Annotated in this window: 17 protein-coding genes; 11 read left to right on the top strand and 6 right to left on the bottom strand. The window is 38.3% G+C overall.

The genetic code is table 11. From position 1 onward, the window contains the following. Window positions 1–573: 573 nt before the first annotated feature. The 8 genes from AC1XUE_RS02400 (at window position 574) to AC1XUE_RS02365 (ending at window position 18,175) form a co-directional block, all read left to right on the top strand. Window positions 574–5,232 (top strand): DUF3320 domain-containing protein, encoded by a 4,659-nt coding sequence (locus AC1XUE_RS02400; protein WP_483354335.1) that lies wholly within the window; start codon window positions 574–576, stop codon window positions 5,230–5,232. Between the two features lie 59 nt (window positions 5,233–5,291). Then, on the top strand, window positions 5,292–9,110 hold the full coding sequence (locus AC1XUE_RS02395; RefSeq protein WP_483354334.1) for a hypothetical protein: 3,819 nt from the start codon (window positions 5,292–5,294) through the stop codon (window positions 9,108–9,110). Between the two features lie 186 nt (window positions 9,111–9,296). After that, the gene (locus tag AC1XUE_RS02390; protein WP_483354333.1) at window positions 9,297–11,390 is read left to right on the top strand and encodes an ATP-dependent nuclease; all 2,094 of its coding nucleotides are present in this window, start codon (window positions 9,297–9,299) and stop codon (window positions 11,388–11,390) included. Next, the gene (locus tag AC1XUE_RS02385) at window positions 11,372–13,348 is read left to right on the top strand and encodes a UvrD-helicase domain-containing protein (RefSeq protein ID WP_483354332.1); all 1,977 of its coding nucleotides are present in this window, start codon (window positions 11,372–11,374) and stop codon (window positions 13,346–13,348) included. The genes AC1XUE_RS02390 and AC1XUE_RS02385 overlap by 19 nt, the downstream gene beginning before the upstream one ends. A gap of 17 nt (window positions 13,349–13,365) precedes the next feature. Continuing rightward, window positions 13,366–15,426, top strand: coding sequence for a GmrSD restriction endonuclease domain-containing protein (locus AC1XUE_RS02380; protein WP_483354331.1), 2,061 nt, complete (start codon window positions 13,366–13,368; stop codon window positions 15,424–15,426). Window positions 15,427–15,486: 60 nt separating this feature from the next. After that, complete coding sequence (gene kwaA / locus AC1XUE_RS02375; protein WP_483354330.1) at window positions 15,487–16,032, top strand: anti-phage protein KwaA; 546 nt, start codon at window positions 15,487–15,489, stop codon at window positions 16,030–16,032. After that, the gene (gene kwaB / locus AC1XUE_RS02370) at window positions 16,029–16,994 is read left to right on the top strand and encodes an anti-phage protein KwaB (RefSeq protein ID WP_483354329.1); all 966 of its coding nucleotides are present in this window, start codon (window positions 16,029–16,031) and stop codon (window positions 16,992–16,994) included. The genes kwaA and kwaB overlap by 4 nt, the downstream gene beginning before the upstream one ends. Before the next feature lie 860 nt (window positions 16,995–17,854). Next, window positions 17,855–18,175: a helix-turn-helix domain-containing protein gene (locus tag AC1XUE_RS02365; protein ID WP_483355990.1), complete on the top strand. Its 321-nt coding sequence runs from the start codon at window positions 17,855–17,857 to the stop codon at window positions 18,173–18,175. A 175-nt stretch (window positions 18,176–18,350) separates the two neighbouring features. On the opposite strand, the gene AC1XUE_RS02360 is transcribed toward AC1XUE_RS02365, so the two are convergent. Further along, entirely contained in the window at window positions 18,351–18,560 is a 210-nt protein-coding gene (locus AC1XUE_RS02360) for a hypothetical protein (RefSeq protein ID WP_483354328.1), read from the bottom strand. A gap of 264 nt (window positions 18,561–18,824) precedes the next feature. Here AC1XUE_RS02360 and AC1XUE_RS02355 point away from each other — a divergent pair, with 264 nt between their 5' ends. The 3 genes from AC1XUE_RS02355 to AC1XUE_RS02345 all read left to right on the top strand — a co-directional run bounded on the left by AC1XUE_RS02355 (window position 18,825) and on the right by AC1XUE_RS02345 (window position 20,654). Further along, entirely contained in the window at window positions 18,825–19,646 is an 822-nt protein-coding gene (locus tag AC1XUE_RS02355) for a hypothetical protein (protein WP_483354327.1), read from the top strand. Between the two features lie 70 nt (window positions 19,647–19,716). Then, entirely contained in the window at window positions 19,717–20,292 is a 576-nt protein-coding gene (locus AC1XUE_RS02350; protein WP_483354326.1) for an NAD(P)H-dependent oxidoreductase, read from the top strand. A 50-nt stretch (window positions 20,293–20,342) separates the two neighbouring features. After that, a complete protein-coding gene (locus tag AC1XUE_RS02345; RefSeq protein WP_483354325.1) occupies window positions 20,343–20,654 on the top strand; it encodes a DUF4260 family protein in 312 nt (103 codons plus the stop codon). A gap of 331 nt (window positions 20,655–20,985) precedes the next feature. Here the strand turns inward: AC1XUE_RS02345 and AC1XUE_RS02340 are convergent, their stop codons facing one another. From AC1XUE_RS02340 to AC1XUE_RS02320, 5 genes are all read right to left on the bottom strand, one after another. After that, window positions 20,986–21,885 carry an SDR family oxidoreductase gene (locus AC1XUE_RS02340; protein WP_483354324.1) on the bottom strand — a complete coding sequence of 300 codons (900 nt, stop codon included), beginning with the start codon at window positions 21,883–21,885 and terminating at the stop codon, window positions 20,986–20,988. 546 nt (window positions 21,886–22,431) lie between these two features. Beyond that, the gene (locus tag AC1XUE_RS02335) at window positions 22,432–22,845 is read right to left on the bottom strand and encodes a hypothetical protein (RefSeq protein ID WP_483354323.1); all 414 of its coding nucleotides are present in this window, start codon (window positions 22,843–22,845) and stop codon (window positions 22,432–22,434) included. Between the two features lie 722 nt (window positions 22,846–23,567). Beyond that, on the bottom strand, window positions 23,568–24,050 hold the full coding sequence (locus tag AC1XUE_RS02330) for a CinA family protein (RefSeq protein WP_483354322.1): 483 nt from the start codon (window positions 24,048–24,050) through the stop codon (window positions 23,568–23,570). A 130-nt stretch (window positions 24,051–24,180) separates the two neighbouring features. Next, a complete protein-coding gene (locus AC1XUE_RS02325) occupies window positions 24,181–25,404 on the bottom strand; it encodes an amine oxidase (RefSeq protein ID WP_483354321.1) in 1,224 nt (407 codons plus the stop codon). Window positions 25,405–25,455: 51 nt separating this feature from the next. Further along, window positions 25,456–26,613 (bottom strand): glycosyltransferase family 1 protein, encoded by a 1,158-nt coding sequence (locus AC1XUE_RS02320; RefSeq protein WP_483354320.1) that lies wholly within the window; start codon window positions 26,611–26,613, stop codon window positions 25,456–25,458. Between the last annotated feature and the right edge of the window lie 19 nt (window positions 26,614–26,632).

Raw genomic sequence — 26,632 nt, 5'->3', positions numbered from 1 at the left:
GAATTTTATAGCTAAACGGTCCTCGGCAAAAGCTATATATGAACGAACCGCTTAATATTACAAATCAGGATATTGCGACACCAGAATATCGGTGTTTTGAATGAGGTTTACTTTATACTGCAATGTAGGATCATCTTTCTATCCGTTTGATTCTGCACATCGTGAATAATATGGAGGTTTAGCACGGGGTAAAATTTAATGTCCACTACTCTAAATGTTACTAAATAAAGGCAGTAACATGGATTTACACAGCAAATACTTAACCCAAACTTCCCGATGAGGCCTATCACAATTATATCCTGAGCTGATGCAGCAAACTACAAGTAGGTTGACCCATTTTTTCTAGTTCTCAATCCTAAAATCTCCCAAGTCTCATGTAAGCTAGCTCATTGTAATTATTATTATAAATTTTATGACTAAATATTTAAATAGGATGATAGCCCTGGTAGAAAATATACATTATGTCTCTTAGGAAGTAAGCTAAGAAACACTTAGATTTGAGAATATCAAATTAAAACCTTCCTTATTCTATCTGGATTTGGCACCATGCTCCAGATACTCATAATTTATTATATGTCTGAAACATTACTTCCAAAACTAGAAGCATCAAGAAAAGAACTGTTAGATCTGGGGATGAGAAATTCCCTACTTAACTATAAAATACCTCAGGGGAGAGGCCTTCATATAGTTCAAGAAAAATCTTCTGCCATATACGACATCTTGGTTAGGCAAGCCAAAGCAATGACCTTTTTGGGAAGGCCAGGTAAAGAAGAGGATAATGAAACAGATCTGCCGGAACTGACAGAATTGGAATTGACTGATGCATATAACGATACTAGGCTTCAAACAAACGAGACAGAGAAAAAGCTTCAGGCAAAAATACTAAACACCTATTACTTCGCTCGCACAAGTATTGAGGAGCAAGGGGTTAACATTCTCTACATCTCCTTGGGAATGCTCAATTGGTATGAGGAAGGAAATAAAGAAAATGCTAGACAAGCCCCTTTGATTTTGATCCCTGTCTCGCTTGAAAGGTCAAGTGCGAATGAGCGTTTTCGTTTGAGATATACTGGTAGTGATGTTGGAGGTAACTTATCGTTACAAGCAAAAATGCTTGCTGATTTCAATATTACTTTACCAGAACTTCCCGAATTCGAAGAACTTAATATTGAAAAGTATTTTGATGTAATATCTGAACGTATTAGTCATCATCCTTCCTGGAAAATTGAAAAAGATGTAATTGAGCTGGGATTTTTCTCTTTTGGCAAATTTATGATCTATCATGATCTGGACAGCTCCAAATGGCCAGACGATAAAAAGCCTTACAATAATGCAATTCTAAAATCACTGTTTGAGACGGGTTTTCGCGACCCGGCTCCCACAGCGACAGAAGACCATAACCTGGATACTGAAACCAGTGCCGACGATCTTTATAATGTGGTAGATGCAGATAGTTCGCAGGTTCTTGCAATGCTCGCAGTTCAGGAAGGCAGGCATATGGTGATTCAAGGCCCTCCGGGAACCGGAAAGTCACAGACGATTACAAATATTATTGCAAATGCAGTCGGCCAAGGCAAAAAGGTGCTTTTTGTGGCTGAAAAAATGGCGGCACTTGACGTCGTTAAGCGGAGACTTGATAGTATTGGTTTAGGCGAAGCCTGCCTGGAATTACACAGTCACAAATCGAATAAAAAGGAACTTCACGAAGAACTCAAGAGAATATTGGAGTTGGGAAGGCCTACACTATTGCATTTGGAGCGAGAAATTTTTCTTCTTCAGGCACAGAAGGATGAATTAAATGCATATTGCAGTTCAATAAACGTAGAGATTTCTGCAAGCGGACTGTCTGCACAAAAAGTAATTGGCCATTTATTAAATATAGATCAAGAGACGGAAGGTGTTCAGCTCCCCAAAATTAATGTTGATTCAGTACAATATTACAGTAGAGAGCAGATAACCATGGCAGAAGCGATGGCAGATCGCATACAGGCTCGGCTTAAGGATATAGGCGTTCCAACAGAGCTATTGTTTTGGGGCAGTCGTTTGAAAATGTTTCTCCGTAGTGACCAGGAAACGATTTTAACTCTTCTAAACACCACATATCAGGCTACGGCAGACTTGCAGTTAGAATCAGTCAAAATCGCAAATTCCTTTGAAACCCATATTCCAGATAGTTCTGAGCAGACTGCATCGCTGATTCGATTTGGAGAACTTGCCGGGCAACCTCACGATTTACGCGATTTAGCTGTTGAGGACGAACGTTGGCTGTTGAACAAAGAGGATATTGCCGAATTATTGGATACAGGAAAAAAGCTATCTGCAATTCGTAATGAGTATGCTGAGATATTTTTACCTGAAGCCTGGGACCAAAATGTTCTTGAAATCAGACAGAACTTAATTACACACGGTTCAAGCTTTTTTAAATTCCTTAACGGCTCCTATAAGCAAAGCAACAAACAATTAGCTTCTTTTTGCAAAACTGCACTACCGAATGATCTTCAGTTAAAAATCACTTATGTTGATGCAATTTTAGAAGCAAAGCGGCTAGAGAATACACTCAGAGATCTCGAACCTATGGGGGTAAGCCTATTTAGTAAACGTTGGCATAAATATAGGGCAGACTGGGAAGCGCTTAAATCTCAATCTGATTATTTATTGCTTGTCCATCAACAGGTTTTAAATGGATTTGTTTCGAAAGATATTCTGAAATATCTAACTCGCAACGAACCTGCTTCAACAGCTTCAGAATACACGCGAATTCTTAACCAGAAAATCAAGGAACATAGAGAAGCGATAAATGCTGTCCTGGGAAAACTAGAAATTGACGAAGTTAGAAGGTCACCGGGCAAATTTTTGTTGAATGAAAAATTTGTCTCTCAAACAGAGGTATTAGGCCTATGGAAGGAACGCCTTTCTGAAATTCAACAGGTAATAGCATGGAATAATTTAGAAGAAACTGCCAAAAACGATGGATTGCAATTCCTAACTAATGCATCTGTGCATTGGCCCGGGGCAGCCGATTTCTTAAAAATTGCTTTTCAGAAAACCTGGTATGAAAGTTTAATTGAACAAGCGGTGTCGTCAAGTGCTGCCTTAAGAAATTTTGAACGGACAAGCCATGAAGAGGTCGTAGAAAAATTTAAAAAAATAGACCTTTTAAAACTCCAGTATAACAGGGCATTGGTAGCATTGAAACATTGGGAAAGTGTTCCTCGGCAAGAAGCGGGTGGCCAGGTTAATATTTTAAGAGCGGAATTTAACAAGAAAGCCCGGCACAAACCGATTCGTAAACTCGTGCACGAAGCTGGGCTTGCAATTCAGGCAATAAAACCTGTTATCATGATGAGCCCTATGTCCATTGCAAATTTTATGGCACCTGGTTCAATCGAATTTGATCTTGTAATATTTGATGAAGCAAGCCAGGTACGTCCCGTAGATGCTTTGGGCGCATTACTTCGCGGAAAACAACTAGTAGTTGTGGGTGACACAAAACAGCTTCCCCCAACAAGTTTTTTTGATAAAATGAACAATGACTCAGAAGATGAAGAAAACGTTACTTCTGATATGCAAAGTATCTTGGGGATGTGTAACGGACAGGGTGCATCCGAAAGAATGTTGAGGTGGCACTACAGGAGCCGTCATGAATCACTTATCAGTCTTTCGAACCGTGAATTCTACGAAAACCGTCTGGTGATATTTCCAAGTCCAGGCTCTAAAACCAGAATGGGGTTAGCTTATCATCATTTGCCCAATACGGTTTACGAAAAAGGAAAAACAAGTACCAATCCCAAAGAAGCTGAGTATGTCGCGGATGCTGTCATTGAGCATGCCCTGAAAAATCCGAAACAAACGTTGGGTGTTGTTGCCTTCAGTTCCAAGCAAATGCAGGCTATACAGTTTGCGCTGGAGATCAAACGTAGGAAAAACCCTGCTGTCGAATCATTCTTTACGAGCCATCCGAACGAGCCATTTTTTGTAAAAAATCTGGAAAATGTTCAGGGCGATGAGCGAGATGTTATTTTAATAAGTATAGGTTACGGACGAATCGAGGATGGAACAGTACCCAAACGCTTTGGCCCGCTTAATAACGAAGGCGGGGAACGCAGATTAAATGTATTGATCACCAGAGCAAAATTGCGCTGTGAGGTCTTCGCAAACATAATTTCAGATGATATTGCGATAACGCCCGGTGAAAAATTTGGAATTAGGGCATTAAGGAATTTCCTTTATTTTGCTCAACATGGAAAATTTAACGTTGAGAAGGATATAAGTATTCCCTTAGTCCGGCCATTTGAAGATCATGTTGCTGATCAATTAATTGAGGCGGGCTATACAGTTCGTAAACAAGTTGGGTCAGATGGCTTTTATATTGACTTAGCAGTTGTTGACAATGATAACCCAGGTCGGTATCTTCTGGGAATAGAATGTGACGGAGAAGCATATGCCAGTGCGAAATCAGCCAGAGACCGTGACCGGCTCAGAAGACAGGTTCTTGAAGCAATAGGCTGGAAAATATACAGGGTATGGAGTACTGACTGGTTCCGAAATCCTGAAAAGGAACGGCAAAGACTCATCGCTGCAATCGAAACTGCCAGAAATCAAACGCTGGTGGATGATTCCGTTGAAGAAGAATTACAGATGGAACTAAGTGCTGTGATTCGTGAAGAAGTAAAAGTAATTGAGGTGTTGCTGCCCATTTATGAATTAGCGTTGTTGCCAGCCGAAGTAGCGTCCCAAGAATTACATCTTCATTCACTGGGAAAGCTTGGTGGATGGATACAAGATATCGTAGCCGTTGAAAGTCCTGTTCATTTTGATGAAATGGCAAGGCGACTTGCAGACGCGGCTGGCGTATCAAAAGTTGGCTCACGTATCAGGCAAACTTTGACTGATGCAGTCAGATATGCATCTTCGTCTGGCCTTATAAAAGTTAACGGCGATTTCTTATGGTATCCTGAAATGCAAGTTCCCGTAATTCGAGAGCGAAGCAATTTCCCTGGTACCTCCAAACGCTTACAATATATTTCTTCCGAGGAAATTCAGCAGGCAGTTAAGAAAATTGTAGAAACCTCGCTGGCGATTCAACCAGATTCAGCTGTTCCGCTTGTCGCAAAGCTATTTGGTTTTTCACGAGTAACTGAGGAAATGCGTAAGGATATTTTAGTTGCAATCGATCGTAGCACAGAAAATAATCTTGTATTAAAAGATGGTGAATTTCTGAAAATACCTTGAAATCAGTTTGTCCCTCAACGATCAGAAAAATGCGTTTTTTCTGAAATCTCGCTTCAACTATGAATATCAATAAGGTCACCTACGTCGAGATTGAACGACTAAATGATATACAACTATCAAAATTGCTATTGCTTCTTCTAAGCAAAGAGGCGGAGCGTTTCCAGTTTACTGGCATTGAAAAAATTTTGGTTCCACTTAAGATTAATGTTGGAGATGGAGGGGAAGATGGACGAATAGAGTGTGAAGACACTAATGGGTCGATTTATATTTCAAATAAATTATCCTTATTTCAATGTAAAGCAACGGATCTTTCGGAAACCGAAATATTCAATGAGTTCTTTATCAAAAAGAAGTCAAATTCGAAAGCAACAAAAGCTAACAAATTAGTATTGAAAGATAAGATAAAGGAGGTCCTTGACCAAGGAGGGCAGTATGTTTTTTTTATAAGTCACAGCTACAATACTACTCTATCTGATCGAAGATTAAAAGGTGCGCGAAATGCAATAAGCGATTACAATGATCTTGAAGGTACAAATTATACAAGTAATCAAGTCAAGATACTGGAAGGAAATACAATTGCAAATTGGGTAAACGAGCATTTGGAAGCAGTGATTTTAGTTCAAAGATTTAATGGAATTACAAGACCTATTGGGCTAAAAACGATAGATGAACTTGGAGATTTCGATAGGTTCAATGCTATACAATTCTATTCCAATGAAAAATTGGATAGATATATGGAACAAATTTTAGAAACCACGAAAAATCCAAGAACTTCTCTTAGGATAATTGGGCATTCGGGTCTAGGAAAAAGTAGGCTTGTTTACGAAAGTCTGAAGGGGCTTGGGAAAAATAGCGACGCAGTATATTATAACGTTACCAAAGATGCCCAAGGAATAATAGATTTTGTCATTTCACACAGCACAACTTTGAGCGGGACGCTTATTGTTGATAATTGTGATTATAAAAGTCACAGATTACTAAAGGAAGAAATTGACAGGTTCAACAGTAAATTCAAACTTATTACTATTGACTACAACGTTGCAGAAGAATCGGATGTCTCTAAAACAAACAGTGAGAGCTACATTTTTCTTAAGAATTCGGACTATTTTTTAATTGTTAAGCAAATATTAGCTGAGTTGTTCGGCCGTCGGTTAGAACCAATTCAAATTGATCAAATTGCTGACTTTGCAGAAGGATTTCCTGGAATGGCTGTTCTGTTTGGACGCGCAAGGCTGAGAGGAAGTGAAAACTTAACAGAATTGCTGGAAGACGAAATGATTCAAAGACTTGCGTTCGGTCGAGATTGGGAAAGTAGAGATAATCGGAAATTAGAGATGTTAAAATCTTTCTCCATATTTTCTTCTTTTGGAAACCCGGACCAAAATTCAATCGACCTACTATCAATTGACGAGAGGAATCATTACGACGCTCAGAAGGAATTTATCATCAATAAAATTTGTGAACCGGTAAGTACTCATCGTGAATTTATGGATAGCTCCCACTACTTCATTGAAAGACAAGTAATGGAGCGCAGAGGAAACTTTCTTTCAGTCAAGCCCGCACCTTTAGCTATTAAGCTTGCGATGCAGTGGTGGAAGTCTTATAATCATATTCAACTTGTAGACATATTCGAGGATCTTGAAAGATTAAATTTGGCTATTCCACTCGTTAATAGGCTCTCGCAGTTAAATCAATTGAAGAGCGCGAAAGCAATCGTTAATGACCTATGGGGACCTGAAAGCCCTTTTGGGAAAGCGGAAGTTCTTAATACTTCTTTGGGGGCACGCCTCTTCCGCTCGATTTCAAATGTGAACCCAGAGAGTTCGGTTGCCGCCCTGGAAGTAGCATTCGGAGAAATTAAGATTCAGGATTTGAAACAAGGAATGGGCCCAGGTCGTAGAAATATCATATGGGCCCTCGAAGCCTTAGCTTTCCGAAGACAGGTGTTTGAACGTGCGGTTCGCCTTCTGTTTAGATTTGCGGCAGCTGAAAACGAAAATATCAGTAATAATGCAACTGGACAGCTAATGCAATTATTTGGCATAAAGCTGGCAGGTACAGAGTCCGATTTGGAACAGAGATTATCTGCAATCGACACAGCACTATCTGATAAAGAGGATTCTATTCATAACCTTGCGGTAGATGTTACTATTAACGGGCTCACAAAGAGTACCTTTAACCGCCTAGTTGGAGCAGAATTTGTTAGCCCAGATTTCAATTTAATTGACTTTAATCCAAGTCGTGAACAAATTTCACATTACCTAGAGGGCTTAGTACAAAGATTGGTGATGGAAGCAAAAACCAACATTAATCAAAGAGAGAAAATTAAGGAAGCAGTCGCCCAGTCAATCAGGCTACTTTATAGAAATAAGAAATTTACACTTGTACAGGATTCAATTAAAGCAATTCTGGAATTTGATAAAACTTTATGGATTAATGCAATCAATAATCTAAATGATCTTGCAGAATATGAAAATTTGTCGAGTAATGAGTTGAAATCCGTAAATGATCTGTTGGAGAATTTACGACCTCAAACCCTTGAAGCCCAATTAGAATACTACGTTAGTACACCTTTGAGGAGAGGGAAATCAGATCGTGCTCATCTCAATTTTGACGTTGCTGGTGCAGAAGCTGAAAAATTAGCAGAAAGTATTGTTGAAAATGGTTATGACATTTTACCTGTAATCGAAATTCTTCTCTCCGGCGAGCAAAGGAGAGGTTTTATCTTCGGTAAAAAACTTGGAGAACTTACACAATCCTTTGATTTCGTGAAGTACTTGTTAGATGCTCTCAAAAAGATCAATTTACAAGACCAGAATCCAGAGGTAATTGGCGGTTACATTTCTTCTTTGTCTGTTGAGCAAAGAGAGCAAATTTTAAGAGCTATATATAACGACGATCTTTTGTTAAGACATGCATTCTATTTGACTAAAGCGCAGAAGCCAAATTTAAAAGATATTGAAAATCTTTTCACTTTGGTCTCAAACAACAGACTTCCGATAGCAGAGTTTTACCAATTTTCTTATGGCAGAGGGTTTTACGACATAAGTGAACAGGATACCCTTGTAGTTCTTGAAAGAATTTCCAAATTCTCAGGTGGCTCTGTTATTGCACTGGAATTATTTGATGACTACATCGGCATTGACGAAGCCCGATGGATCTACTATAAGAGTTTCCTAAAAACATTACTATCCGATAGTAGTATTTTGGCATTGGGTGGCAGGATCACATATACGTGGTTTTTATATGTTAAAAAATTGTTAGATGACTCCGTTGACAGTAATTTTTGGAAAACAATATCTCGACAAATTTTAGACGCGATCGTAGCGGATAGAATCGACTCCTATGACGGTTATGTTAAAGAAATTTTGATTATAATTATTGAAAGTCACTTTGAAATATTTCTGGAAATATTTGGAGAATCATTCTTAAATAATTCTTCATACTTTAAGCTTAAATTCTTTTTAGGACCAACCAATGGCTCTATGCCAGAAGCAGGGCTTCTAGGATTTGGCAATCACGAAATGTTGATAGATTGGTGTAAAAGAGATCCGCAACGAGCTCCCCTCAAAATTGCCTATATGATGCCAATAACAAATAACAAAAATTCGAAAGATTGGCACCCATTGGCACTCAAAATGATTGATACTTTTGGTGATCAAGAAGGGTTTATGGATGAGGTAGGCGCCAACATGGGAAGTTTTGGTTATTCTGGCTCTGAAGTGCCATACTATAAAAATCAAATAATGTTAATCTCAGTACTAAAAACACATCCTGCAAAGAATGTTAAAGTTTGGGCAGATAATATGATTCAAGCTCTAGAAAAAAGAATTAAAAGAACAATTTTAGATGATCAAAACTATCAGGTCGACAGATGAAAATTTAAAAAAGTTAGACTCTTTGTGGTAGTATTTTTTTTAGTCGACAATGAGCTGCTAATAGGATGTCATGGTTTTAGAGCGGAGGAATTGAAAGTTATGAGAGATAACTGGAAAAAATGCAAAGAAGAAGAACTGAAAATAGCACATAGATGCGTATATAGCTATTAGTAACGTAAAATTATTATGAAAATATTGAAAATTGAAATCATAAACTTCCGACTATTGAGACAGTTTTCCATGGATTTGGAAAATGAATTATCTCTTGTAATTGGGAAGAATAATACCGGGAAGACATCCATTCTGGTAGTCTTAGAAAAATTTCTAAATCAGTCGGAGCGAAATAAATTTCTGTTTGATGATTTCAATATTGAATACAAAAAACACGTAAAAGGTTTACTAGAGAGCGATACCTTACTTCAAGAGAGTGAATACAATGCATCAGGTATAAAACTTAAAGTTTTTATAGACTATAACGAACACGATAATCTATCTAACGTCAGCCGCGTGATGATGGATTTAGATCCCGACAATAACATTATTGTACTTGGTTTTGAATATGTGCTGGATTACACGAATTATCTAAAAATAAGAAATGCGTTTACGGAGCATAAAGCTATTGAAGCTGAAAAGTTAGCTAAAGATGAAAATTATAGGACGAAAGGTGTTTATGAATTTTTAAAGGTAAAGCAACAAGACTTTTTCCAACTTCATAAAAAATCTTTTGAATACAGCCTTACAGATAGTAAAGTAAATGAAGACGTTTATCTTAATTTGATTAAAGAAGATATAAGTGTTAAGGATATTGTTAATTTCAAGTTTATCAGCGCGCGAAGGGATGTTACGAACAAAGAGGTAGATAAAACCCTTTCTGGCCAAACATCTAGAATCTATGAAAAAACAGAATCAACCGAGGAGCAGAACAAAGCGGTAGATGACTTTAAGGAAACCCTCAGTGAAACAGATGATCATCTAAGTGGAATTTACAAATCCTTATTTAATGGGATAGTTGAGAAAGTTAAGGCGTTTGGAGGTGTAAAAATAAACGAATCCGACATCGAAATTATATCTACACTACAACACCGTGAACTTTTAAAGGGTAACACAACAGTAGTTTACAAACATGACGAAGAAAACCGACTACCCGAACATTATAATGGATTAGGCTATATGAACCTAATCAGTATGATATTTGAAATCGAGATATTGGTGCATGAGTTCAGGAGAGAAGCAGATAAAATTCCGGCAGATATAAACCTTCTCATTATCGAAGAGCCAGAAGCTCATACACACCCGCAGATGCAATATGTTTTTATCAAAAACATTAAGAGCCTACTTGGTGAGGGCGTTTTAAGGAAAGACGGTATTCAAGGGAAGTTACAATATATCATTAGTACACACTCTTCACATATTGTTGCGGATAGCGACTTTAATGACATTAAATACCTGAGGAAACAAGGCATTAACGGTGTTGATGCGAAAAATTTAAAAGATCTTAAGAAGGATTATGATTTGAACACCAATCAATACCAATTCCTAACCCAATATCTTACTATCAGTAGAGCAGAGATTTTTTTTGCTGACAAGGCCATACTCATTGAAGGCGACACAGAACGAATTTTGCTGCCGACAATGATGAAAAAAATTGATATTCAGGAGAAGACAAAATTTGACTTAGCTAGAGAAGAAGATACTTGTCTACCACTTCTTTCTCAGAATATATCGGTTATCGAAGTTGGTGCTTACTCTCACATTTTCGAGAAATTCATCGACTTCTTAGGTATAAAATCTTTAATCGTCACCGACTTAGATGCTATAGATGAAAACATGGAAGCGATTGCTGTGGCAGACGGCATCAATTACTCTAATGCTGCACTTAGTTTCTTCTTTGGTGCTGCTACATTAAACGACTTAAAAGGCTACACTATCACCAACAAATGCTTCAATAAGGTCGCTGAATTTTGGCAAAATGCGGAAGATGGGAAACTTTGTGTTATTTACCAAATTATGGATGATGGATATCACGCAAGAAGTTTTGAAGATGCCTATATCCACATCAATCGACAGTTTATCACCGATAATAAAGATAATTTTAATGGACTAAAAAATAGAAACCTCATGGACGTGGCGGACAATAATGCGTATTTCTTAGCGGAAAAATGCATAAAGAAAAAAACACATTTCGCTATGGATATAATTTACCATAGTAACTCTAATTTGAGTAACTGGAAGATTCCTGCATACATTAAAGAAGGCTTATTATGGTTGAAACAAGATTAGAGCTCGAGCCAGAGGTTCAGGAAATCTTTGCGGCTATTGATGCGAAAAAAAACTTCCTGCTTAGCGGCGGTGCCGGCAGTGGCAAAACTTATTCATTAGTACAGGTCATCAGACAAGTAATAGAAGAACACCCTTCCTCAAAAATAGCATGCATGACTTACACCAATGCAGCTGTGAAAGAGATTGAGGAACGTGTTAATCACAAAAATTTAAATGTTACCACAATTCATGACTTTCTCTGGGACAATATAAAGCATTTTCAGAAAGAGTTAAAGCTTGCCTTGGTAAATCTTTGCAATGATGAAACAATAACGCAATTTACAATTGATGACCTCAACCCGCTACCAAAGGACTATTTCGACTTATTTGAGGAAGGTATTCAATACAAGGAGTATGTGAAGTTAAAAGAAGGAATTATATCTCACGACGAGATACTGACCATCGCCAACTTCCTTTTTAAGACGTATCCTAAATTGAGCGATATCGTCAAAGATAAATACCCTTTTATTTTTATAGACGAATACCAGGATACTAGTCAGTCTGTGGTAGATATCTTTCTAGTCCATTTCTGTCTTAGTAAAAAACAAAATATAATAGGGTTCTTTGGTGATGCTATGCAATCGATTTATGACGACACTATTGGAAATCTAAATGATTATCCAGATCAAGTCACTGAGATTAAAAAAGAACAGAACCGCCGTAATCCGAAAAAAATTATTGATCTGGCCAATCTTTTGAGAACTGATGGAATAATTCAAATTCCTTCAGTAGACAATAAAGCTCCTAATATGTCAGGGGGCACGTTAAAAGAAGGAAGTATAGTATTTCTTCATTCAATTAATGGGGATATTTCAAGAGTTGAAAAATTCCTTTCAGAGCATTCCGCCTGGCAATTTCAGGATGCTGCGAAGACAAAAGAATTGAACCTGACCCATAATCTAATAGCAGATAAAGCTGGATTTAGAACGCTTATGGATATCTATGATAAAGATCCTGTAATTGGTCTAAAAGCTGATATCTTGAAAAAAATAAAAGACAACAAAAAAAACAATGTTACTGACATAGAAATATTTGACACTGATACTTTTGATATGGTAGTAGACAAATACCAATTGAAGAACAGGCAAAGAGAATTGAAAAAGACTATTCTCCTTCAGGAACCAGCAAGTGCAGAATTATACAATCAGTTGAAGGATAAATTATTTTCAGAAGTTCGAAAAATATATCTGGATAAGGATGCTCTAATCGACGACAAAAAGAAAGATGAAAAAGACGCTGCAAAAAAGGGCACTAAGCGAGATAATTTAATAAAGCACCTATTTAAGATACAGACCAATATTTCACTTTACCAAAAACGCTTCTACAATGACTTTCTGCGTGCGACTGACTATAGGTTTCGTATACAAAATATCGCTGACAAGAAAGTATTAAAGGAAAACATCGAGAGTTTAATAAACGTTGGAGAAAAAACTATCGAAGATATAATTGTCGAGGCAGATGAAAAAGGCATCTGTTTTATTGACGATAGGCTTAGCGCCTTTATTGATAGTAATCCTTATCTGTATAACAGAGTGAAAGGCGTTCGCTTTTCGGATTTTCAACTGCTATATAACTATTTAGAAGGCAAAACCCCGTTTTCAACTCAACACAAAACCAAGGGAACAGAATTCGATAATGTACTGGTCATTTTAGACAACGGAGGATGGAGTGATTATAACTTCAACTATTTATTTGATACAGATAACGTATATAACGAGCTGGTTGCTGGAAGATCAAAAACTAAAAGTAAGTTGGAATCATTTCCGAGAATTCTTGACAGAACCCAAAAGATATTTTACGTCTGCTGTACCAGGGCTAAAGAGAAATTAGCCGTTTTTTATCATAATCCGCATCCAAATATTGTAAATAAAGCCAGGGAATGGTTTGGCGATGACAATGTTATGGAAATAACTAACTAAATTTCATTCTACACATTATGCAAGCAAAGTCAGCTAGATTACTTGATGTCATTAAAGGACCGAAACAATTTGTAATTCCAATTTATCAGAGAACATACAGCTGGCAGTTATCACAATGCCGACAGCTTTTTCAGGATATATTAAAAGCTGGCAATACCAAATCTACATCGGGTCATTTTGTGGGATCTGTGGTTTATTTTCAAGAAAGCATTTACAATACCACAGACGTTCCCCAACTATTAATTATAGATGGTCAGCAGCGGGTAACGACTGTGTGTTTAATTATTCTCGCACTATCAGAATATCTGAAAACTACCGAGATTGATATTGAAACTAATAACACTAAACTTAGAAACTATTATTTACTTAATGCGGAGGAAGATAAGGATCTGCATTATAAATTGCTCTTAACCAGAAAAGATAAAGAAACCTACATAAATTTATTAAACAGTCATCCGCTTCCAGAAAAACACTCTCAGCGTATTACAGAAAATTATGAATTCTTTAGAAAAGAAATTTCTATTGATAATGTTATAGCTATTTATAATGGCTTAATGAAGTTGTTTGTCGTAGATGTAACCCTTGAAAAGGAGAAAGATAATCCCCAATTGATCTTCGAGAGCATGAACTCCACGGGTCTGGATTTATCACAAGCCGACTTAATTAGGAATTATATTCTGATGGGTCAGGAAATTAAGATACAATCAACTTTGTATGAGAAGTATTGGTATCCGATGGAACAGAATTATGGCAATGACTACACCGCGTATTTCGACCGCTTCATGAGAGATTTTCTTTCTGCTAAAACAGGGTTGATCCCAAATATAAATAACGTATACAACGCCTTTAAATCTTATGCTAATGGATTATTAATTGAAGATATCGTTGCGGAAATAACCGAATACGCAGCTTACTATGCTAATATGGTGCTGTTAAAAGAGAAAGATAGAGATCTTCTTATCGCTTTTAAAAATCTTGCCACCCTAAGAGTCGATGTTGCATATCCATTTTTACTTGCCGTTTATAATGATTACACGCAAAGTACTATAACGAAGGAAATTTTCCTTCGGCTACTCCAACTTGTAGAAAATTACGTCTTCCGCCGAGCAATCTGTGGTATTCCCACAAACAGTCTAAACAAAACGTTTCTCACCCTTTACAGATCTGCTGATAAATCCGATTATTGGAACAGCTTAGCAGCTACTATGCAATTGTTTAATGGTTACAAGCGTTTCCCGAATGATAATGAATTCATAAGGGAGATAAAGATAAAAGACCTTTACAATTTCCGTTCGAAAACCTATTTTCTAAGTAAGATGGAGAATTATAAGCGGAAAGAGTGGGTTTCCATTAGTGATTATACGATAGAGCATATTCTGCCCCAGAATGAAAACTTAAATAGTGAATGGCAACAAATGCTAGGAGAAAATTGGAAGGAAATTCAAAGTACATGGTTACACACATTAGGTAATATCACCTTGACCGGCTATAATTCAGAACTTAGCGATCATTCCTTCAATAAAAAGAAAACAATTGATGGTGGGTTTAATAACTCTCCTCTGAATTTAAACAGCTACATGCGCACCATAGAAGTTTGGGGCGATATTCATATTCAACAACGCGCAGAGCAACTAGCTCACAAAGCATCACTTATTTGGAATTACCCAAATATTCCCATTGAAAAACTTGGATTATATGCTGAGTCGGAAAAACGGCAGGCTAATGAATATTCTATATCACATTATGAATATCTTTCAGGGGATATGCTTGGAACATTTGAAGAACTTAGAAAAAGAATTCTGGAATTAGATGAATCGGTTAGAGAAGAGTTTAAGAAGTTATACATCGCCTATAAGACATCTACAAATTTTGTGGACATAGTCCCTCAAAAATCGAGGCTTCGTCTATCCTTAAATATGCCATTTGCGGAACTCATTGACCCGGATAATCTCTGTAAAAATGTAACAGATTTAGGGCGATGGGGAAATGGCGATGTTGAAGTTGGAGTAGTTTCTATTGCTGACATTGATAGGATAATGAATTTTGTTCAACAAGCCTTAGATTATCAGGAACAATAAAATTAAATCACGGATATTGAAATGACCTATAACCGATGTTTTAAATGATTACCTTGTAAAATGAAAAAGATACAACTATATATTATTTCTTTATGGCTGTTATTCTTGTTGATAGCAGTTAAAGAATTCGTGTTCGTATCTTGGGAAGTTGATTTTAGTTGGGTGGGCTTTAAAACTTTCGCACTTCCTAATACATCGATGCTTGTTTCTATTTTTTTTCTACTATTAGGAATTTTCTACTATATACGGTTTTCTTATCTACTTAAGGGTTCTACAAAACTTCCAAAAAGGATCACCAAAATTGAAGATCAGAATTATGAACATCTTACATTTCTTACGACATATATTATTCCATTTCTTAGAGTAAAATTGGAAGGCAGAGATCTAATAGTGACCATCTTATTGTTGATAATTATAGGGGCAATTTACGTACGAACTAACCTTTTCTATAAGAATCCAACCTTAGCGTTGCTCGGCTATAAACTATATAAAGTTGACACAGAGAAAACTAGTAATTTAATTTTCATATCTAAAGAGGAACTAAATCTGGGAGACAGTGTCCATCACATCCTCCTTCATAATAATGTATATTTTGTAAAAAAATGAATAGAGAACAATTACTTGAACGACTATCGTATTTTCTTAACCCTGAAAACGGAATCGGTGCAGCCTTATATTTTGTGTTAAATGAAGGCGGTGAAAACATTATTCGTTTTGCCGACATTGAAGACGGCGCAAAGGGGGAACTACTTATTCGATTCCTCGAGTATGTAAGAGAGAAATTCACAGATAATCAAGACTTTCACTATCTTGATGTAAGTCAGGCGGATGAAAGAAAAAATGTAGTCTATAGGTATGATATTGAAGAGCGTCCGGAAGGTTTAAGTATTTTAGATGAGATATTGGATAATGGAGAAAGAGACCCATTCAATTTCAATAATCATGGATTAGAAAACCTTCAAGGATATCTAATTACAATTGGCAATGAGGGAAACCAAATAGCATTATATAAAAAACATCATCCAGTGAATCTCCTTAAACGGGATCGTTTTTTATTGGTTCCAAGCAACCAACGGTTAGTAGCTTTAAACAGCGATGCCATAGCTATTGATAAAAGCTTTGATTTCATGATGGTTGATGGTAACCTTATAGTGTTAAAACTGAATATCCTTGAAAGATTTTTCGGATTTGAACAAGTTATACGCACTCAGGCTCAGAACACAATCGCATCGGTCGAGGCTCTAGCTCTATTGGAAGATATTGAGCAGCTTAATGAACTTGCAGCAAGTCTACCTAACGCCCGGAAGCTAATGAGAATTCGCTCATCTCCTGTTCTAGGAGTGCCTGTAAATAATGTTATAAATTTCATAAATAACCATCCTGAATTAACAGGAAAGATTGGGTTCAACGATGATAATTCGCGGGTCAGATTGACAACAGGTGTCTCAAAAAAGCTCTTTCTAAAATTATTAAATGACGATTACCTTTTTTCACAACTGACCGAATTGCAATATGATAGTCTTGCCAAAGACCGCCTTAATGCTAATCCTCAGGCAGATGAAAATTAATTTATTATTTATCACTAACTTGAGGCAGTAGGCCTAGGGTGCTAGGGCCGCTAATAACTCACTTAAAAGCTTTAAATCTTCAAACAAATGGTTCGAGTTTTGTACCAGCGGGATCACTGAAAGCGCCTTAAAAGGTGCTTTTTTTGTTTGCCGCCAATCTGTATTCTAGCTGGTAAAACAATATACTTCTTATATATGGGTTCTGGCCGTGCAGCCGTTGCCGTTCGAATCCCAGCGGAATCACCTCATGGAATCAATCAAATTTTAAGAAACTTGTCACTTTTTTTGTCTTCTAAGTTACTGTACTTCAATTAAATAATACTAATCACTTCATTGATCGCAGAGTTCGATATTGTGTTCCGTGAAAAGTCAGATTTTCGGGGAAGATCGAACTCTCGATAACTTTTTTCTCAGTTGTTGTTCCTTTTCGATAGATTGAATGCAGCCAATTAGTCGAATTCAGGTCTGCCGGATGTAATGGCCAGCTAAATATCTGGCAGGACCTGGTCATTCAGCTACTGTCAAAGCTGCCCTGTTTCAGCATAAGCTGCTGAAAATGCGTTCGCACAGCATATAGCCACTGCTCAAAGTATTTAATTGTTTGGATCTTGCGTGAGGTATGTTGCGTAATCCCTTAAGCTCCAAATCTTTTTTCTGGTTTAAACATCTCTACACCTCGAAGGATCTCATTCCATGAATTACGGTTTTCACTTTTAAGAATGACTGATAACTATAAACCAGGATGAGAACTTCTTGACCGGCAGCTCCCAATCGATTCCACGACCCGCCACTTCGGGTTTCACTCGGCAAAGTAATTGCAGAGATGCTTTCAGTACATGTAAACACTTTTAAATCGTGCTATTAAGCAAACAACCGGCCGCACTACTATTGATCATATCAATGAACGGTTGATTATTCAAGCAAAGGCATTATTAAAATATACCAATCTAAACATATCTGAAATTAGCTACATGTTGGTTTTTCAGGATCAGGAACATTTCAATAAGTTCTTCAAAAAAACAGAACTTCTTCTCCTTCTGCATTCCACAAGGTTTGAATTTGACAAAAATCTGTTTGCCAGCGACCAAATCACCGGCATGTCTCTCCATTGTAAATTTGTATCAGATCATAGCCAGCTTATTTTCCAACTTGCGGACTGTTTTGATCTGTTCATTTATTAAATCTTTGTAAATTCTCTTGAAATGATGAAAGTGATAGAAAGGAAGTTATGTATACTCCTACTTTGATCGAAAGCAGGTATGCGTCTGTGGCAGGGGTGGCAATGGGTTTTAGCTGGCGTTAGAAGGCTAATTGAAATTATTGCGTCAATCCTCTATTCTGACTTTTTCGAACATTTTAGCTTTCTCTCTGGAGCCTATCCCGCTTACCTCCTAGCTGAAGCTCACTTTTGTCGATATCAGCTTGCAGCCAGCTTCGGATATTTTCGATCTCAGCTGCACGCTGACCCTTACGAAATCTTTTGCCAATTACTGAAGTTACATAAAACCCCGGAGGCATATATGCTATAATTGTTCTATACTGACAATGTCGAAGTTTTTTGAACATGAATTTAACTAGAAGGGACCATTGCAACAGCACTCATGCTATTCTAATCATCACAAAAATGGAATTTGACAACAGAAAATCACAGTAGAATTACAATATGATCCCACGGACATTAGCTCTCTTTCAAACCCATGGGCTGGATTATTGTTTAATCAGGAATAATAATCCAGCCCATGATGTTATTCTTTTGATGGTCACGGACAATGATTTAGGCCTCCGGATCTTGTTAGCAGAAGACTTCAATCGCAAAAAAGGCAATAATTGATGAACGAAACAGATAATATATATAGAGACTTCAGGATATCTGTCCCAAAGGAATTTGAAGAAGTATTTACGCATTTTTATTTTGCGGAAAACAAATCCGGTGAAGTCATCAATAAGACCCTGCTACCATCTTATGAAACCATCTTAATTTTCAGTTTCGGTGCCAGCCCATCCCTCCATACCAAGCAAAATACGACGGTAGAAGTAGGCAGATGTATTATGATTGGCCCCATCAAACAAAGCTTTAATTATGCCCTGCCACCCGAGGCCGAAATATTAACCTTGAATTTTAAGGATGATGCCTTTTTTCGATTCTTTGGCAATGCTTCAATGGCGGAACATTTACCTGTAAATCCTGATGAACTATTACCAGAAGACTGCTTCTCGGTCTTGTGGTATGAACTGAAAAAAATAAACCAGATTAATGATAGGGTTAATCATATCCTTGGATTTTGTAAACCCTATTTGCGGCACCGAAACAAGATAGCTGAACATTTGGCTACCTTCAAAACACAGGATGTGGATCCTATAAAATCTGTAGCTCTGGAAAACAGCCAATCCAAGCGCAGTATCCAACTGATGCATAAAAAGCATTTTGGTTATTCGGCAAAAGAGCGAAACCGGTACCAACGATTTTTAAAAGCTATTGAGTTGATACAAGCGCATGCTTTAGAAACTTCAAAAATTGATTGGTTTGAAGTAATCAGTGGATGTGGCTACTATGATCAAAGCCAACTCATACACGACTTTAATCACTATATCAGTTTAAGCCCGGCACAGTACCTTAAATTTCAGCAGGACATTTGCAACCCGGTGAGCTGATTTCGTTTTCTTACAATTGTAGCGCATAAGGGTACCATACCTTTGTTTCATCAACAATAAATGTAAAACGATGAAACACCTAATTATTTATGCCCATCCTAATCCCGCCAGCTTAAACAGCCATTTAAAAAATGAATTAATTGAACATCTTAAAACCGGCAAACACGAAGTAATAGTCAGGGATCTTTATCTGCTGAATTTCAATCCGGTCCTTTCGCTGGAGGATATGGCCGGCCAACGGCAAGGAATAGTGAGCGGCGACGTAAAAGAGGAACAGGAATATATCAGCTGGGCAGATTGCATTACTTTTGTTCATCCCATATGGTGGACAGGATTACCTGCAATTATGAAAGGATACATAGACAGGGTTTTCAGCTATGGATTTGCCTATTGTTATAATAATGGTATACAGAAAGGTTTGCTCAGCGGGAAAAGGGCGGTCATGATCAATACACATGGAAAATCGAACGCGGAATATAAAGTAATCGGAATGGATAAAGCACTTTTGCTGACCTCAGATACAGGCATTTATTCTTACTCCGGCTTAGACATCGTAGGACACCTTCTCTTCGATCAGGCAGATAGACCAGTCCAGGAAAACCTTGAAAATTGGACGGCAGAAATTAAATCATTATTTGTAAACTAAGCTGTAATGGAAGTACTGATTCAAATTGAAGAACTTACGATACACCTAGGGTGCATTTACCTGTTCTTGCGTCTGAACCTGAAGTGATGGTGGTTTCCCATGCGCTACTGTTAGTATCCGACCTGGCAACGGCAGGTTATCTGGTCAGCCTCAGCGTTGGAGCGATTATATACAATATCGTGCATTTCAAAGGCAAGGCAGTGGCAATCGGGCTTTACGGGCTGGCAAAAGGAAACAGAACTTTGATGCTGGCAGGAATAATACTTATAGCGCGTGCAACAACGGACAGAGCTATAGGTGCGAGCCTGAAATACTTTGACGGATTCTGGCATACAAGTTTGGGTAGTCAGAAATTCTTGTAAGGTCCAGGAATTAACTGATAAATATACCCTTTTAATATCTTGCTATATCTCATTTCGAAGAGCAAACAAGCCGCTAAGAACTGATCCTTATAAGGATCAGTTCTTAGCGGCTTGTATTATCAGGACTTATCACCTTATAAATTTACAGATACTGTCGGGCATTCTAATTTGAATTCGCAATTTAATTCAGTAAGGTATAATATCTTGCTTCTTGTACTCCCCTACTCAGTCGGTAGAACAAGAAGCAAGGTGTATTGCAACTTTGCTTCTTGTTTTCAGCTTACTTTTTAAAATATGTCAAAATTGGAATCGTATCTTACAACAAGCTGGATTAAGGATGACCATTTCCTCCAGCAGCTCCATAAATTTGCCCTGTTGCATAACTAGCATCATTGTCTGCCAGTTGAACGAAGATAGATGCAAGCTCTGCTGGCTGGCCTGGCCTTCCCAGGGGTGTGACCTTACCAAATTCGACTATTGAATCCTGTGGCTGCCCACCGCTGACCTGCAAAGGTGTCCACACCGGACCCGGAGCTACGCCGTTAACCCGTATCCCCTTCGGACCTAACTGTTTAGCCAAAGATTTCACAAATGCGACGTTGGCTGCTTTCGTTTGGGCATAATCAAATAGATTTTCTGAAGGGTCATATGCCTGAACTGAGCTGGTGGCGATAATCACAGATCCTGCCGGCAAATGAGGAAGCGCTGCTTTGGTGATCCAGAACGGGGCATAAATGTTGGTTTTCATCGTTATATCAAAGTTCTCTGTTGATAAATCCAGCAAAGAATCCACGGCCTGCTGTCGTCCGGCATTGTTAACCACAATATCCAATCCACCCAATTTCTCAACTGTTTGATCAACTAATTGACTGCAAAAGGCTTCATCTGTAATATCTCCCGAAATACCGTATATTTTCCCTCCTTCGGATTTTAATAGTTCGATGACTTCATCAGCATCTGACTGCTCATCGGGTAAATAATTGATAACAACCTCTGCACCCTCTCGTATATAGGCAATCGCGGCAGCACGTCCTATTCCGGAATCGCCACCTGTTATCAATGCCTTTCTACCGATAAGCCGTCCGTTTCCTTTATAAGATTTTTCTCCGTGATCAGGCACTGGTTGCATTTTCGATGCTAGTCCGGGTACCGGTTGCGGCTGTTTATTGAATGGCGGCTTTGGATACTTATCAGTTGGATTTTGAAGCGATTTTTTAGTTTGGTCTGACATGTTAGTGAGTTTTGTTAAAGTTATATTTGGTATAAATGATTACAGCACCCCATCTGATAAATCAAGTTAGGTTGATACTGCAGTCAAACAGTACGCGAGGTTTAATAAAACTTTGCCAGAGATGTGATTTAAACAAATGAATAGTGAATACTGTTAATTTTCAAACAAATAAGAATCATAAGAACATCTGCTTTAAAGTAATCGATAATGCCATGTTTTATGTGTGTAATGGACCAAGAAGAGATTGGTCTTTGCTTTTAGTTAGCGACTCCGGGCATAACGTTACTTCATTTTAACTCACTACTAGGGAAATAATTTTACAAGATTTATCAGTTGTAAAACAAAACAGACTTCCGTAAGAATCGAAAGTCTGCTTATAACCCACGTGAATCCATAGTGTATACGAGATTTGCTTTACTATGGACTTTCTGCCTGATATTGTCTGCAAAAGCAAATTGTCTGCATCTTTCCAACATTAAACTGATTCTAAATTTTTAAGATCTATAATGCTGAATTCGAAGCGGATAAATCAATTGATGTTAAAACTTAATCATTCTTTCTGACACCTTGTGGCTTAACATCACTTTTGTTTACGTTATTGGTATCTGTATTTTTACGATCAGCATCCATACGGCTAGCTGCTGGCTGTTTACTCCCCTTATGGGTAGAAGAAGGCTGACCTTGAGCCGCGTGACCTCCATGGCTTACCTTCGCTTCTTTATTTGTATTCACATTTTTATCAGCGTTGGTGGCACGTTCACTTTGAAAGGCATTGTTTTGATTTTTAGTTGCAGTACCATCCGTCTTATCTGCCTTTTCAACTCCTTTTGTTGTAGCAGGAACATTGTTTTGGTTTTTCACTGTGCTATCACTGCTGGTTTTAATGGAATGACTTTGCGAAAATGCTGCCGTTGTACAGACCATCACCACAGCAATTGTATTTGTGATTAATTTTTTCATGTTAGATAAGTTATTTAGTTAGATAAGTTATTGATAATGTTTAAGCGGACAGGTATGGTAAAAATTGTGCCACTTCCGTCCAGAAGTGGCATAATGTTCAGACTTACTTGGTACGTAATTATGTCATTATCGGTCTTCCTCTATCCTCATTAAGTGCCCTATGTGCATACGGACAAAAAAATGGAGTTGAGATTTCAACTACGAAATACCCAGCTCCAAGTGTGGTGTTAAGATTATAATTAGTCTAAACGGCCGAATTCTTTTTCAACTCGTGCCACTTGTCAATTTCATTATCTCCTGCATCCGTGAAGTTAACCTTCAGGTATTGCAACATAGCAAATTTATCCTCATCGGATTTCAGGTATAGCTGATCCTCTTCTCCGTCAGCTTTAACTAATTATTCATAACCGTCGTTTGTTACATTTTTATTAGTAAAAAACTTGCCGGATCTTTCGAAGTTATTAATCGAATTGTACAGATTATAAACGTCCTCGGATTCTTCCAGGTTCAAAATAGAAAGCCACTGCTGATAGTCTGTTGTTTTTTCTATATTACAAAAATTTTCGATTCGCGCAAATGTTGTAAAAACCGTACCAGTTTAACATATTTTGATATGTATGACCCCACTGGTATTAAACCAACTACACTTTATTATCCTGAAAAGCTGACTATTGATCAAATAGCCAACTTTTCAGAATAAGACATATCATCCAAGGGATAGCTCAAATTTGATTCACCTCGTTAATGATAGTTTTGGCGATCATGTCTGCCGTTTGGAGTATGATTTGTTCAGGAGATCCTTCAAACACTGAATGCAGAGCAAGAGAGTTATTTTTGAATAATATATGAATAAACATGGTCCCGATCGGTTTCTTTTCATTTTCGCTGCCACCAGGCGTAGTTAGTCCTGTAACTGCTACCTGGATATCGGATTTGATGAGATTTCGAAGTCCATATGCGAGCGCAATGGTTACCTCCGGTGATTCAGGCGTAAATTCTTCGACAAGCAGTGGATCGATGCCTAGTAGATCCTGCTTTACCTGAACATTATAGCACACAACTCCACCTTTTAGTACACCTCCGGAGTCGGGAGTCATGGCAAATTCTGAACTCAATCTCCCTGCACTTGCACTTTCAGCGAAAGTAATTGTGAGGTCACGCTCTTTCAAAATTCGCGCACAGGTTATAATTTGGTCTGACGGCATATTTCTGACATTGTTTAAGGTAAGATATATTCAAATTGGAGGGTGGCTAAACGAAAAAACCATGCCATTACCTATCTGTGATATAATCTATACTAATGTTATCACTTTCACATTGTGCGGTGAAATATGATCAGTATTTGATCCCCCACGTATTTTTACTTTTAGCTGCATTATCCGTGAGCTGCTGCGAGATGAGTTCCTGGCCCCAAAACAGAGCTTGTCGGGACGGGTAATGCAAAACACGGGCATGTTTGTCTGAGAAATCTGTATCCCAAAGTCCGGAATGATGCCATATATGAGGGTGATCCCAGTCGGGCCGGTCAATAATGGGATATATACAAACGCCAAATAATGGTATCTCTTTCTCAATCACCTTTGCACATTCTCTCGCAATCATCCGGATCCATATGGGTCTATCTTCTTTCGGATGGCTGGTTTCTGATAGTACGATGGGCTTGTTGTACCTCAGATATCCGGCTTGCAGCATGTCTGAAAGAGCCCTCCAGCGCGGATCCGGAACCGGACTGTTCCAATCCAAAAATTCGTAATTACCTAAAATCCACTGGTTGTTGTAGTAATAATTGAAGCCAATGATATCTACCAGCTCCGGGCTGCCTCCGAGTTCAGGACATATGTGTCCATACAGCATATCCACAGCCTGGTATTGTAATTCATTTTCATATATCGCCCTTTCAAGGTCTTCTTCCGTAGGCTCAAGACTTGTAACCATATTTACCAGTGGTTCCGTAGTTACTATTCTCACCAGACTGCTCATTCTTTTCATTGCTTTAGCTGCAGCAATATAAGCTTTCATTAAAGCATATTTCAGTTCCCATCCGTTTCTCACGCAATAGGGTGTGGTTGCACCTACTTCTCCACCCAGCCACGAAATGAAGCTCACTTCGTTAATGGGCGTAATTAGTATTGGTTCGTCAGGATTGCTATCTGCCAGAAAAGCGACAAAAGCTTCACAAAGCGCCACAAAACGAGATACAAAATGGGGGTGAAAAGGACTGAGATCATCCGGATACCCAAAATGACACACATCCCATATTTGCTGTATCCCGTTTTCTTTACCAGCACGAATCATCTCTGCAACTTTTTCAAAATTGTACTGGTAAGGGCGGGGCTCAACAACACTCCATCGGATTCCTTCACGTACGGATTCGATATGTAGCGAACGTAGCCGTGCGTAATCCTCATTTATCAGTTCTATATGTGCCGTCATCTCTAAAAGATCGACCCTGTTACCGGAAGAATTAAGCTGATCACTACATTCAAACCCAGCCATCCAAAAAGTTTTGAAAGGATTCTCAAAATGTGTCAACGTGAAAGAAGAAGTTTCCGGTTGCATGTACAAGGTTTTATAATGGCAGATGATTGTAGATATTACTCTTTTGGACTATTAACTCGCGCTTTTCAGTACTTCCTTCAGAATGTCCGGTTTGCTATTTTGAGATGCGGAGAACATCTGTTTTTGCATGGAGTGAAAAGTGTGCTCCCAGGACTTGTCAGCAAGAAAACGATCCACAGCATCCAGCCATGTTTTATTTTTCCGATTGTTCAATTCGTGTTCAATGGCCTGAATGAAAGAATCGGCGTCCTCTCCTATGCTCACTAATCCTAGTTGTTGATAGGGACAAACCACATCGGTGATTGCCGAGGAAACAACCGGCCTTCCGGCAGCCAGGTATTCAGGAGTCTTTGTAGGACTGATAAATCGTGTGGATTCGTTCAGCTGAAAAGGGATTAGGGCCACATCCCACCCGGAAAGGTAATCAGGCAGCTCCTGATAACTTTTGCCACCAAGATAGTGAATGTTAGCAGCACGAGGCAGTTCGGCAGGGTCTATTTTAACGACAGGGCCAATTAAGACGATATGCCATTCCGGACGTTTAGCTGCAATTTCTCTGATCAGATTTTGATCAAATCTTTCGTCAATCACCCCGTAAAAGCCCAGCTTGATACCAGGAATATTCGCCTGATCTTCCGGCTGCTTGGTCATTGATCTCGCCTGTTGGAAGTGTTCTTTATCAATGCTACTCGGAAAAGGATGAATATTATTGTGGCTATCTTTTTTGGCCTCATATAGACTCTGGCCTCCTGTGAATACCAGATCTGCTTTCAACATCAGTTGGCGCTCCATGTATTTCAACTGAGGCGGGGCAAACTTGAAGGCAGATAACTCATCCATGCAGTCATATACAACCAGATCCAGGGCAAAAGACCGGGAGAATTCGAATGCAAGTGGTGTGTAGTACCAGAATACAGGATTGGAAGAAAAACGTTCGCCAAGAAACGCTTCCAGCAATAATTTCGTCGCCTCTAAAAACTGTTCATGTGTGTAGCCATCAGGTAAATGTGGTATGCAACGCCACAGGTTTGGGAGTTGCTGCTCACATTCCAAATAGGGAGCGATATGGCTGCCAAATATGGGTTCTTCCCAAAAATATACATTTCTGGCTTGGGCAAATCGGGTCATTAAATGCTGAGGACGTTGAAATACAAAATCCCAGCGTAAATGTGAAAAACAAAGCAGGTCTTTTTCTACGTTGATGGTCATAAAGTAAAAGTGTGAGGTT

The organism is Dyadobacter sp. HNCC25DJ187, from assembly GCF_056895255.1.
Note: the sequence above shows the minus strand (reverse complement) of the source record. Positions and strands in the feature narration are given on the sequence as shown.